The following is a 12,954-nucleotide window of genomic DNA, read 5'->3' as shown; positions in this document are numbered from 1 at the left end:
AGTGAGTAGTTATTCTAATTCTGCTATTAAAGGCATATGATCACTCAGAGAAATCCAATCTTCATATTTACCAACCGAAAACGATTTCCCGCGATTAATTATTTCAGAAGGCGCAAAAATATAATCTATATGATAAGGAGTTTTCTGATTTTTCCTGAAATAAAGCGTCGGTTCCTTTTCAATCCCGAACTCTGTATTTGTAAAAGTATGATACATACTGAAAATATCAAATTGCTCTAACAAATTAATTACATCAGTGAGTGTTCCGTAAAGAGGATATTTCTGATTCCCCTGATCCCAGATAACATTCCAGTTGAAATCACCTGCAATAATCGTTGGAAATCTGAACAAGTCCTTATAGTAATTCAGTGACTTCCAAACTTCTCCAATGTATCTCCTTCCTAGGTCCTCTTTATTGTTCTGAGACCAGATAGCAATAAAATTCATTGCTTCACCGCCGTTCACTGTGACAGGAAGGACATATCTGTAATTTTCACAATAAGATTCATGGATTGCAATTTCAAAATCATTGAAACTGAAAACACCCAGACCCTTGTTTCTGTTATCACCTATCCATAAAACATCGTCGTAAAATTTATCGCTGAATTTATCCGGATGCTCACACTCAGAAACAATCAATAAATCGGGATTATAAGGAAGAATTTGTTTTTATTTCTTCCGGAAAGCCATATTACAGTTCCAAGTTACGATTTTCATATTAAGACTATTGATACAGTCACTAATTACTAAAAAGCTTTGAATTTGATTATAAAGAATCAGGAAAGATTTGTCACGCTCGACGGAGGAGAGCAGCCTTTACCGAATAAAATAGAAAGAATTAATATAGATGATTTTATAAAGAGTTGATTGAGAATTAAGGAAGAGATTTTCATATCAACAGGGATACAATGGTTATTTCAGAATTAGCTTTAGGCTTATTTACTAACCTCTTATATGAGTCTTTCAAGAATATCCCTGAATATATTTCTGATACTTCTTCAAAAGTATATGATAAAGCAATTGAAGAGTTCTCAAATAAAAATTATAAATTGACTGGAATACAAATTGATACTTTTTTTCATCAGGAAAACGTGGAAAAAGCAATCGAAAAATATCTGAAAAGCCCGGATAAGCTTGATTGCTCAAACATTTTGATCAATGAGTTTTTTGAATTATTCAGTGAGGAGGATTTCTCCCACGAAGATGCAGATTTAATCTTAAATTCCTTTTTTGAGATAATAGATACCAAAATAGAAGAAGAACCTGAACTTAGAGACTATCTTGGGCTCTACTTAGCAAAACAAACATGTAAAACAGTCCAAGAAACAAATCAAGGAGTTCAAGAGATATCTCAAGACGTCAAAGAAATATCTCATAACGTTCAGGAAATAAAAGAAGTAATCAAGGGCGGTGGAGAAAATCAAGATAAAAAAGAATCCGGCGTAGACTTTGAAAAAGCATTAGAAAAATACCTAAATAAAATAATAGACGAAGATGGAAAAACCGGAATCAGTGAAGTATATACAGAGCTTTCAGCTAAAGAAATTTTACCAGTAACTTTAAAATTTCACGATGAGGAAAGCAATAAAGAACAAGAATTTGAAGTTCTTGAACTTGTTGAGAAAGAGATAAAACTTATTATTTCTGGGGAATCAGGTTCAGGAAAAACGACCACACTTAAATGGTTGAGTTATACTCTTGCTAAAAGTTATCTTGAGAGAAAAAACGAAAACATTCCTCTATACATTGAATTAAACTCTTATATAAGTGAAGAGCGATTCATAAAGAAACCTTTTGACGCATACGTCGCTATGAAAGCTAGAGAGAAAGGAATCTCAGAGAACACTCTAGAAAAGGTATTGAAAGGAAAAGTAATTATTCTCCTTGACGGCTTTGATTTACTTTCAACTACCGATGAGTTCCATCCCTACGATAAGATTTCAAATTTCATTGCTGATTACAACAATTGTAGATTTGTTATTTCTTCAAGACCAGGCTTTTTTGAGAGTGTAAAAAATAGTTTCAAAGTCTCAGAACTGGAAAAACTAACAGACGAGAAAATAGAGGTATTCATAAGTCGATACGTTTCAAATGGAGAACTAGCAGATACTCTCAAAGACAAAATCCTTAGCAACCAACAGCTAAAATCCATACTATCTAACCCGATGATGCTTTACATCGCCATTAAAGTTGCTATGGGAAGAAAAGACAATTCCAATGACTTACTGCCTTCAAACCGTTCTGAATTGTACGAAGCTTTTATTTCTACTCTTTTTAATCATCAGAAAGAAAAAGGAAAAAGTCTTCACGCAGATAGAATACAAATTGAGAATGCCCTTACTGACCTGTATTTTAAACTTCAGTGCAGAAATGAAGTTTCATGTAAATATTCTGAAGCTCTCAAATTTGTCAAAAAAAGTTCTGAAGATTCTCTATTTAAAGAAATTCGCCCTCAGTTGATTCTTGAAGACTGCTCCAATCTTGGAGTACTTTATAAAAATGATGATTATGTATCATATGGAATCCACCAGTCTTTTCAGGAATATTTTGCAGCTATAAAGCTAAAAGAGCTTTTTGAAGCAGGATTTGATGTATCGGAGGCATTTAGTCATCCAAAATGGGAAGAAGTTGTGATATTCACCTCTGAAATGCTAGATTTGGACTCGATTGACGAATTTATTGATTCAATGCTTCCAAAAGAAGATCAAAAGTTAATATTTCAACCCGAAATTTTCCTAGCTTCAAAGTGCGTAAATAAAGCAAGTGACAAAATAAAGGAAAAACTGTGTGTTTTACTTGCCGATAAAATGGATTCTAGGTATAAACTGGAAAAAATAAGTTATATAGAAAGTCTGGGAAAAATAGGAACCACTGGAATTAGTATAATAGTTAAATTTCTGAATGATAAAGATTCAGAGATGCGACAGATTGCAGCAGAGACACTTGGAAAGACCAAGTCGGATAAAGCAGTGCAACCCCTTATCAATGCACTCAAAGATAAAGATTGGTATGTGCAGCAGAGGGCTGCAGAAGCACTTGGAAATATCAAGTCGGATAAAGCAGTGCAACCCCTGATCAATGCACTCAAAGATGAAGATGTATTTGTGCGGCATTATGCGGCAGAGGCACTTGGAAATATTAAGTCGGATAAAGCAGTGCAACCCCTAATCAATGCACTCAAAGATGAAAATTCAGAGGTGCGACTGAATGCAACAAAGGCACTTGGAACTATCAAGTCGGATACAGCTGTGCAGCTTCTAATCAACGCACTCAAAGACGAAGTTTGGTATGTGCAGCGGAGGGTGGCAGAAGCACTTGGAGATATTAAGTCGGATACAGTCGTGCAGTTGCTAATCAATGCGATGAAAGATGAAAATCCAAGTGTACGATGGAGAGCGGCAGAGGCACTTAGAAACATTAAGTCGGATAAAGCAGTGCAGCCGTTAATCAACGCACTTAAAGATGAAAATTCAGAGGTGCGACTGAATGCGACAAAAGCGCTTGGAAATATTAAGTCGGATAAAGCAGTGCAGCCGTTAATTAATGCACTTAAAGATAAAAATTTAGAGATGCGACTGAATGCGACAAAAGCACTCGAAAATATTAAGTCGGATAAAGCAGTGCAGCCGTTGATCAACGCACTCAAAGATAAAGACTCAGAAGTGAGGAGGAGTGCGGCAAAGGTACTCGAAAATATTAAGTCGGATAAAGCAGTGCAGCCGTTAATCAACGCACTTAAAGATGAAAATTCAGAGGTGCGACTGAATGCGACAAAAGCACTTGGAAATATTAAGTCGGATGTAGCAGTGCAGCCGTTAATCAACGCACTCAAAGATAAAGACTCAGAAGTGAGGAGGAGTGCAGTAAAGGCACTCGGAAATATTAAATCGGATAAAGCAGTGCAGCCGTTAATCAACGCACTCAAAGATAAAGACTCAGAAGTGAGGAGGAGTGCAGCAAAGGCACTCGGAAATATTAAATCGGATAAAGCAGTGCAGCCGTTAATCAACGCACTCAAAGATAAAGACTCAGAGGTGAGGAGGAGTGCAGCAAAGGCACTCGGAAATATTAAGTCGGATGTAGCAGTGCAGCCGTTAATCAACGCACTCGAAGATAAAGATTTATATGTGCGGCATTATGCGGCAGAGGCACTTGGAAATATTAAATCGGATAAAGCAGTGCAACCCCTAATCAATGCACTCAAAGATAAAGATTCATATGTGCGGAGAAGTGTGGCAGAGGCACTTGGAAATATCAAGTCGGATACAGCTGTGCAGCCGTTAATCAACGCACTCAAAGATGAAGATTTATTTGTGCGGCATTATGCGGCAGAGACACTTGGAAATATTAAGTCGGATACAGCCATGCAGCTGCTAATCAACACATTCAGAGATGAAGATTCAAATGTGCGGTTGAGAGCAGCAGGGGCACTTGGAAATATCAAGTCGAATATAACCGTGCAACTGCTAATCAATACACTCAAAGATGAAAATTCATATATGCGGCGATATGCGGCAGAATCACTAGGAAATATCAAGTCGGATACAGCTGTGCAGCCGTTAATCAACGCACTCAAAGATGAAGATTCAAATGTGCGGAGAAGTGTGGCAGAGGCACTTGGAAATATCAAATCGGATACAGCTGTGCAGCCGCTAATTAACGCACTGAAAGATGAAGATGAATATGTGCGGTGGAGAGCGGCAAAGGCACTTGGAAACATAAAATCGGATACAGCAGTAAAACCATTGATAAATGCACTGAAAGATAAAGATTCATATGTGCGGAGAAGTGTGGCAGAGGCACTTGGAAATATTAAATCGGATACAGCTGTGCAGCCGCTAATTAACGCACTGAAAGATGAAGATGAATATGTGCGGTGGAGAGCGGCAAAGGCACTTGGAAACATAAAATCGGATACAGCAGTAAAACCATTGATAAATGCACTGAAAGATAAAGATTCATATGTGCGGAGAAGTGTGGCAGAGGCACTTGGAAATATTAAATCGGATACAGCTGTGCAGCCGCTAATAAACGCACTGAAAGATGATGACTCAGATGTGAGGCTGAGTGCGGCAGAGGCACTTGTAGAGATTTGTACTGTAAAAAACAGAGAGCAGCTGAAAGGTTTACTGGAATCAGATCACGAGTATTCAGCTAATACCGCATTTGAAATCCTCTCTGAAATCGAAAAAGAAGAGAAATCGAAGGTCATTTTATTTAAAGACGAAAAATTCTTAAGAATCTAATTTTATTTAACTCATTCCAACAATTCCGTATCCTCATGTGAATAAGCCGGCGAACAGCAACAGAGAATTTTCATCGGCGTATTTCCTGTGTTTTGAATCCTGTGCGGAGTGCCGGGAGAAATACAAACGTTATCCCCTTTTTTGACCTCGAATTCTTCAGAACCGAGAGTCATTATCCCGCTACCGTCTGTAATGTGATAGATTTCTTCGGTCAGGTGATGTTTGTGAAGAATAGTTTTTCCACCGGCTGGCACGGTAGCTTCGGCAAGGCTCTGTTATGCGTCTTCGGTTAAGTGAGGAATCGTGATAAATTGCCTCCATTTCCACAACAATTGTTATAAATTTTAACCTTGACTCTCCTTCGCGTAGGGAATAAACCAATTCAAGTATTGTATCTTTTGATGTTGTTTTTTAAAGGATTTTTGCATTTTTCCCTCTATTGCTTTCAAATTACCAGAGATTTTTTATACATTTAATGCGATTTGTTCTATAGATATCGAAAATTTTGTTTGAAAATTTTGTTTGAAATAAACTGAAAAATATGGAGAAATTTATTTCCTATAGGGTATAAAATAAGTAATTTTTGCATTTTTGCTTATTTTTAAATTCGAGACCTATAGGCTCAAACATCAATTTGTTATCTTTCTTTCCGGGGGGACCCACTGAAAAATTATATACTGTGTTTTAATGATTCTGAGTGAAACATGATCAAGAGCATTGTTATTGAAAAAGATATTCCCTATTCGTGGCAGAGTTAAGGTTTTAATATATTGTGGACTGGAACAAGGTATCGATTCCATGTAAAAAGGCAAAAGTTTAATCAGGATTAAAGTGCAAAATCGATAGCTTTCAGGCAAGAAAAATTCCTTAACCGATGACCAATGACTTTTTATTTATTTTAGAGTATAAATTTAATAATTTTTTTTGTAATGGAACCTCATTTTGTGTCTTAACCGATAATTACATCTATTTAAAAACATTTAGGATATGTGTTTTATGGAGTCTATAATAACTATACAGAACATAGTGGCATCCACCACGTTGGCGGAAGATTTCGACCTGGTAAAAATAATGGAGTCTGGGTTGGAAGGCGCAGAATATAACAAAGCGAAGTTCCCCGGCCTCGTATACAGAATTCAGAATCCCAAAGCTGCTTTTTTAATTTTCACTTCCGGAAAAGTGGTATGCACCGGATCCAAGAGCGTCGAGAACGCCCATAAGGCCATAATCACTCTGGCTAACACACTAAAGGACATCGGCTTCGATAAAATAGATCTAGACCCTGAAGTTCATGTTCAGAACATTGTAGCCACCGCTGATTTGAAAACGAACCTAAACCTGAACACAATTGTTATGGCCCTTGGCATGGAGAACGTTGAGTACGAGCCAGAAGTATTTCCCGGGCTTGTTTACAGGATCGATGCTCCCAAACTAGTAGTGCTTATATTCAGTTCTGGTAAGCTGGTAATCGCAGGTGGCAAAATTCCAGAGGATTGCGAGGAGGGTCTGCGGATCATCAGTACAGAGTTTGATAACTTAGGACTACTTTCTTAAATAGGACCTCAAAAATGATCCAATTTTTAAAGATTATTGTACCTCATTTACCAAATTAAATATGGTGCTATTGCTTCCCTAATAAAATAATTCGAGAAGCCCGGCCAAGACAAAGAGGATCTTAAGGCCACGCATAAAGTTGTGATGCAAAAATAATATTTCTGCAGTTTGATACTATGATTTTTACCTTTGTGTACCTTTTTCCCGGCGATGAGAGTGACTAACTTTCTTAATTGTGAAGGTTTACACTGATTTTGTAACAAAGCTAGATTTTTTGTACCACAACCTGAAATTGAACTTGTTTACCTTCCAGACATTATGTATTCACTTTCCAGCAAAGTCCAAGATGGCGGGAGATATTTATTCTTGATCAAAAGGAACTGGTCGAAAAAGAAAGGAGTTTCGTTCTGTGAGATGACAAAAAAGATTTTGAAATGCTTTTTAAGGATTCAGGATTCAAACCTTATGTAAGATATTTCACAACCGGTAGTGGGAAGCAACTGAGTTCAATTGAAATAGAGAAAATCGAAGACAAATGTTTCACAAGAGAAGATGCGGGGAGGAACTGCCTGGCGATTTACAAGTCAAAACAGGCTAAGCTACTTAAAAAGAGAAAAATGGATGGACTCAATGATGCTGAGTATAATGAAATAAGTGTTCAGTATGCAAACATATCGGAGCAAATTGCTTAATATAAGAGAACTCTCCACTCAAAAAACGTTTCTTTTGATTCCTGAATTCATTCCACCAATTCCGTATCCTCATGCGAATAAGCCGGCGCACAGCAGCAGAGAATTTTCAGCGGCGTATTTCCTGTGTTTTGAATTCTGTGCGGAGTGCCGGGAGAAATACAAACAGTATCTCCTTTTTTGACCTTGAATTCTTCAGAGCCAAGAGTAATTATCCCGCTGCCTTCGGTAATGTGATAAATTTCTTCGGTCAAGTGGTGTTTGTGAAGAAGGGTTTTTCCTCCGGCTGGCACAGTGGCTTCGGCAAGGCTCTGATTTGAGTTGCCGTGGACCGACGGATGCATAAGTTCGCGGATAATTGAACCGTCTTTTGTGACGTAAGGTTCTATTTCTTCGTATCTGGTAAAGAGCTGCATTGTGAATTACTGGAAACCGCAATTATAACTATTTTTTCATTCAAGAGACTTTGCACCTAAACTTTCTTATCTGGAACTTTTCTTGAAAAAACTACCCCAGGCTCAAATTATTATATATGTTTTACATTATTAATTAATATTAGGAGACAATTCGATGAATAATGATACTCGGAGCATAAAAATATGAAACCAAATAAAAAACCAGATATCAATAGCGAAAATGTGAAACCAAATAAAAAACCAGATGCCAATAGCGAAAATATGAAACCAAATAAAAAACCAGATATTAATAGCGAAAATGTGAAACCAAATAAAAAACCAGATACCAATAGCAAAAATGTGAAACCAAATAAAAAACCGGAAATCAATAGCGAAAATATGAGTAAGGATGCACTCACATACGTTATGTGGGCTATTTTAATTATAAGTCCATTATACGCGCTTTATTTTCTATTTTCATTAGCTACAGGAGGTTCTATTATTTATAGCACAATACCTTCAGTAATCTTCTTCGTGGCTGGAGTAATTACATTATTTGATATCCTTGCAGTTCAACAAATAACGACTGTGAGAAATTGAATTTCTTATCATATATTATGGATAATATATTTTCATTTTAATTTTACGATTTTTGAACTTCTGGAATCTGAAAAACCATACTAATTATACTAATTTTACACTTGCACCTGAAGTCCTCAATCTGCACCTGAAGTAGAGAGAAAACAGGACTTTAGATGCAGAGCTTTAGATGTAGGGCTCATTTAAGAGAAAAGATTTCAAAGAGGAGGCGTGGATTCATCTTCCTGCAGAAGTTCGGAAAAAAGCAGGGAACAGCCCGGAATCTGTTCGATGTTTATCATAATCATGTTGATATAGAAAGGCCCTCCGCGTTTAATCTCAATAGGTGAAGGATCTACAAATTCCCAGATGTCAACAGGGTGTTTGAGATAAAAGGTCTCAAGCTCCGGGCTGTTCAAATGCATCCTGGATGGAAAACCTATGGCGTGGACTGTGGAGTTTAAAAGGGATTCAGCGCCTGCGTCCAGGAGAAATACAAAAAAGAAGTATTCTCCACGCGGCAGGTCAAGCATGAACTTGACATCAGTACGAAGTTCGGAGAGTAAAAAGTCCTGCGTGCCTTTCCTGCACACCATAAGAAGCAGCACTTTATCTTTAATAAGGAGTTCCTGAACCGTGTCTGGCAGGAAAAGGTCTCCAAAAACCAGCTCAAACTGCTCATAACTCGTAACTGCAAAATCATTTCTGATAAATAAAATGCCGTCCTCGCTCAACAGGGAATAACCCAGATTACCCTGAGAATCAACTATCGGAGATTTCCCAGCAGAGGTTTCTTTCCAGAACTCGGCAAGAGCTTTGTCATCTATCCGGGATAACAGGTGTACACAGGTTCCAACAGCGATATCTTTCAGCACTAAACCCCCATATTTAAAAATCGACTTCGATTAAAGAAGTACAGGCAAAAACCCGGTTATCAAAAATTAAGCGCAGAGATATTGTTAGCTTTAAAGATTTGTAGTTTTAGGGATTATTTGTAGTTTTAGGGATTATTTGTAGTTTTAGGGATTATTTGTAGTTTTAGGGATTATTATTTTGCAGATTATTGATTGGAGATTATTGATTGGAGATTATTGATTGGAGATTATTGATTGGAGATTATTGATTGGAGATTATTGATTGGAGATCATTAGTTTTTAATGATTATATAAAATAAATCTTATATAAATTGATGGCCCATGAAAAAAGAATCTGAAGCTCTGAACCTGATACTGTATGTTTTATAACCTAAAATTATAAGTTTTTCATTTTGAGAGTTTTAATCCCTTTCTGTTTATCCTGAACACCCATCAGTATATTTTCCACTCTGGCCCAGATTTGGCAGACCTGATCCGAAAACTCACTTTCATTTAAACACTCGCTGCCTTTAGTATACTCTATCAAGGTTTGTTCCTGAAGCATTGCCTTCGTTACAATGTCATTATAAGGGAGCCTGCCTATTACCGGAATTTCCTGTTCGGCACAGAAATTTTCAATCAGTTGAGTATTCTCTTCATTTATGTCAGACTTGTTTATGCAGACGACAGTCGGGATCATGAAATGTACAGCAAGCTCAATAATTCTTTTAAGGTCATGAATTCCGGAAACGGTTGGTTCGCTTACCACCAGAACCAGATCCGTACCTGTAATAGCTGCAATTGTGGAACAGCCTGTTCCAGGAGGTCCGTCAATTATGATTAAATCTTTATGATATTGTTCTGCAAGCTTTTTTGCATTGCTTCGAACGGCGCTTACAAGTTTTCCGCTTGCCTCTTCTCCGATGCCGAGCTTTGCATGAGCCATAGGCCCGAAACGAGTTTCGGAAGAAAAGGACTGCCCCGATACTCTTTGTTCCATGGAAACTGCTCCATTGGGACAAACAATGGTACAAACAGCACATCCCTCGCATCCGTAAGGGTCAACTTCAAAATTTTCATTTACCGCTCCATACCTGCAAAATTCTCTGCATTTTCTGCATTCGATACAGAGTTCCGGGTCAATCCTGGCAACCTCAAAGCCGTAGTAGTCTTCTTTTTCCAGAATTTCGGGTTTCAGGATCAGATGCATGTCAGCTGTATCCACATCGCAATCGGCAATGACAGCATTTTTTGCAAGCGAGGCAAAAGCTGCCGTAAGGGTTGTTTTTCCAGTCCCGCCTTTTCCGCTGATTACAGTAAGCTGCTTCATGTTATCTCTTCCTCTACACCTGCAAGCTGGAGTTTTATTGCTTCAAACATATCGAGAAACTTCTCTTTCCATTCCGGCATTTCTCGAACAAAGGGAATGCCGCGAGAATAGAGTTCTGCAATTCTGAGATCGTTTGGGATCTTGAGAAGGACCGGGATTCCTTCGGCTTTACAGTATTCTTCTACCCTTGAGTCCCCTAACCCCCAGCGGTTAATGATAACCCCAAAGGGAACTTTAAGCGCCCTTACAACGCCTACGGCAAGCTTGAGGTCGTGGAAACCAAAAAGGGTTGATTCAGTCACAAGCACACAGTAATCCACGTCATCAACAGAAGCAATAACAGGGCAGGAAGTTCCAGGCGGGGCATCTAGAATTGCAGTTTTCCGGCTATCGATATGTTTCTTGAGCGCTTTGATAACAGCCGATGTCATCGTTTCCCCGATATTTAAAAGCCCCCTGTAAAACTCAGGTGAACTTTTTCCTTTTGCTTTTTCGATTACTCCAAGGGACCTATGAGTTTCCTGGATTGCCTTTTCCGGGCAGAGAACAGCACATCCTCCGCATCCGTGGCAAAGAGAAGGAAAAAACAAAACTCTGGTAGGAAGGGCTGCCAGGGCGTTATAACGGCAAAAGTCCGAACATTGCCTGCAGATATTGCATTTTTCCTGATCGATTACAGGTACTGGACAAACTACATCTTCTACTTTTTCAAGGTCAAAACCAAGGAAAAGATTACAGTTAGGTTCTTCTACATCGCAGTCAAAAAGCTGTACATCTAGCTGTACATCTAGCTGTACATCTGAAAGAGAAAGGGCAAGATTTAAAGAAACCGTGGTCTTCCCGGTTCCTCCTTTTCCACTTGCAATTGCAATTTTCATATCCGATCTCCATGTTATTTCGCAGGCACTGTAATTTTCCATGTTTATTTCGCAGGCACTGTGATTTTCCATATTATTTTTCAGAAACTGTAATTTTCCATGTTATTTCGCAGGCACTGTGATTTCTTCAAGGTTCTGGAACCTGTCGAGGACTTCTCTGGCAGTATCTACCCCATCGGGGATTTGAAGAATTTTGATAAAATTATCTCGGAGCATATAGTATGGGCCTTCACCGACATTTCTTACCGCAAGGACGTTTGCTTTTTCCTGAATAATCAGGTCCACGGCTTTCATGCCTCCTTTTTTCTCAGAATTAAAAAATCGGTTTTCGATAATTTGATAATCTCCAACCTTGCCCTCTTCTATCTCTACAAAGAGAAAATAAGGAGCTTTTCCAAGGTGCTCCGAAAGCTTTGCTTGAAACCCATTCTTATCAAAAACGGGAAGAGCTAACCTAAAATTTTTCCGTTGTACAGGCTTTACATTAACAACAATATGCTCCAGGTTTTCCACTTCTTTTTTAACAGCCGTTTTGATTTCCTCAGAGAGCAGCTCCACCCTTTTCAGGTCGGTTTCACCCTCAACTTCAACCGTAGCTTCCCCGAAAACCACAAGTCCGGATTTTCGGAGTTTCAGGTCTTCAAGGTCCATCAAGCCCGGGATATTGCGTATGTCTTTTTTAATTCTCTCACTTTCCTCTTCATCGAGCCAGGCATCCATCAGGGTGAGCACTGCATCCCTGGCACTTTCGATTCCCATTTTGAAGATCAAAAGAGAAATTATAATAGTACCTAAACTGTCAAGTTTCGAGACCCCTAACATAGAGCCAAGGACTGCCACAACCACTATCATCGAAGAAAAGGCGTCCGTATAAGAATGCACTGCGTCAGCTATTAAGGACTGAGAATTGATCTTTGTCCCTACATTTCGTTTGTATATGGAAAGGCCATAGATTGTAAGTACTGAAAAAACAGCCGTTGCAAGGGCAAGCCCCTGAAATTCAATCTGGGAAGTAGTATTTGCGCCTGTAAAGCCTTCCCTTAACAGTTCAACGCCAGAAAGCAGGATTAATAGAGAAACAAAGAGAGCTATGATATTCTCTGCCTTGTAGTACCCATAAGGAAAATGCTTACTGCTTTTAAGGCTTATCTTGAGCCCAATCCAGACTGCTAGAGAGGCAAAAATATCCAGACCAGTGTGGACAGCATCAGCAAACAAGACTGTGCTTCCGGAATAAATACCCACAGCTCCTTTAAGGAAAGCAAGGAATGCAAGCGCCAGGGTTGCGTTCCTTGATGTTTTAACCCCCAGTTCCAGGTTGTCTTGCGCATTCATTTGAAGATCCGTTTTAAGTGAGTCATTTATTCATATCACAACTTAGACAATCGAATTTTTAGAAAATTGAAACCTTTCTGACACTCTCTGACAG

At 38.6% G+C, this 12,954-nt stretch carries 11 protein-coding genes; 4 read left to right on the top strand and 7 right to left on the bottom strand.

Going from position 1 to position 12,954, the window contains the following annotated elements; all coding sequences use genetic code 11:
* Nucleotides 1–9: 9 nt before the first annotated feature.
* Entirely contained in the window at nt 10–663 is a 654-nt protein-coding gene (locus MSVAZ_RS13900) for an exonuclease/endonuclease/phosphatase family protein (protein ID WP_332310052.1), read from the bottom strand.
* Nucleotides 664–908: 245 nt separating this feature from the next.
* Here MSVAZ_RS13900 and MSVAZ_RS13895 point away from each other — a divergent pair, with 245 nt between their 5' ends.
* The gene (locus MSVAZ_RS13895) at nt 909–5,246 is read left to right on the top strand and encodes a HEAT repeat domain-containing protein (RefSeq protein WP_048121910.1); all 4,338 of its coding nucleotides are present in this window, start codon (nt 909–911) and stop codon (nt 5,244–5,246) included.
* Nucleotides 5,247–5,257: 11 nt separating this feature from the next.
* On the opposite strand, the gene MSVAZ_RS13890 is transcribed toward MSVAZ_RS13895, so the two are convergent.
* A complete protein-coding gene (locus MSVAZ_RS13890; protein ID WP_084626149.1) occupies nt 5,258–5,500 on the bottom strand; it encodes a cupin domain-containing protein in 243 nt (80 codons plus the stop codon).
* A 742-nt stretch (nt 5,501–6,242) separates the two neighbouring features.
* Between MSVAZ_RS13890 and MSVAZ_RS13885 the strand changes: the two genes are divergently transcribed.
* Both MSVAZ_RS13885 and MSVAZ_RS13880 read left to right on the top strand, forming a co-directional pair.
* Nucleotides 6,243–6,800 (top strand): TATA-box-binding protein, encoded by a 558-nt coding sequence (locus tag MSVAZ_RS13885; RefSeq protein ID WP_048121908.1) that lies wholly within the window; start codon nt 6,243–6,245, stop codon nt 6,798–6,800.
* A gap of 434 nt (nt 6,801–7,234) precedes the next feature.
* A complete protein-coding gene (locus MSVAZ_RS13880; RefSeq protein WP_048121906.1) occupies nt 7,235–7,492 on the top strand; it encodes a hypothetical protein in 258 nt (85 codons plus the stop codon).
* A 47-nt stretch (nt 7,493–7,539) separates the two neighbouring features.
* Here the strand turns inward: MSVAZ_RS13880 and MSVAZ_RS13875 are convergent, their stop codons facing one another.
* Nucleotides 7,540–7,905, bottom strand: a complete 366-nt coding sequence (locus tag MSVAZ_RS13875; RefSeq protein ID WP_048121904.1) for a cupin domain-containing protein — start codon at nt 7,903–7,905, stop codon at nt 7,540–7,542.
* A 183-nt stretch (nt 7,906–8,088) separates the two neighbouring features.
* Between MSVAZ_RS13875 and MSVAZ_RS18960 the strand changes: the two genes are divergently transcribed.
* Nucleotides 8,089–8,484 (top strand): MFS transporter, encoded by a 396-nt coding sequence (locus MSVAZ_RS18960; RefSeq protein ID WP_052725516.1) that lies wholly within the window; start codon nt 8,089–8,091, stop codon nt 8,482–8,484.
* Between the two features lie 197 nt (nt 8,485–8,681).
* Here the strand turns inward: MSVAZ_RS18960 and MSVAZ_RS13865 are convergent, their stop codons facing one another.
* From MSVAZ_RS13865 to MSVAZ_RS13850, 4 genes are all read right to left on the bottom strand, one after another.
* Nucleotides 8,682–9,338, bottom strand: coding sequence for a hypothetical protein (locus MSVAZ_RS13865; RefSeq protein WP_232316103.1), 657 nt, complete (start codon nt 9,336–9,338; stop codon nt 8,682–8,684).
* Between the two features lie 376 nt (nt 9,339–9,714).
* Nucleotides 9,715–10,647, bottom strand: a complete 933-nt coding sequence (locus MSVAZ_RS13860) for a nucleotide-binding protein (protein ID WP_048121902.1) — start codon at nt 10,645–10,647, stop codon at nt 9,715–9,717.
* Entirely contained in the window at nt 10,644–11,525 is an 882-nt protein-coding gene (locus tag MSVAZ_RS13855) for an ATP-binding protein (RefSeq protein WP_048124081.1), read from the bottom strand. Before MSVAZ_RS13855 ends, MSVAZ_RS13860 begins: the two co-directional genes overlap by 4 nt.
* 102 nt (nt 11,526–11,627) lie before the next feature.
* Nucleotides 11,628–12,860: a cation diffusion facilitator family transporter gene (locus MSVAZ_RS13850; protein WP_048121900.1), complete on the bottom strand. Its 1,233-nt coding sequence runs from the start codon at nt 12,858–12,860 to the stop codon at nt 11,628–11,630.
* Nucleotides 12,861–12,954: the final 94 nt, after the last annotated feature.

Origin of the sequence: Methanosarcina vacuolata Z-761 (assembly GCF_000969905.1) — an archaeon.
GTDB classification, from domain to species: domain Archaea; phylum Halobacteriota; class Methanosarcinia; order Methanosarcinales; family Methanosarcinaceae; genus Methanosarcina; species Methanosarcina vacuolata.
This window is presented reverse-complemented; position numbering and strand designations above follow the sequence as displayed.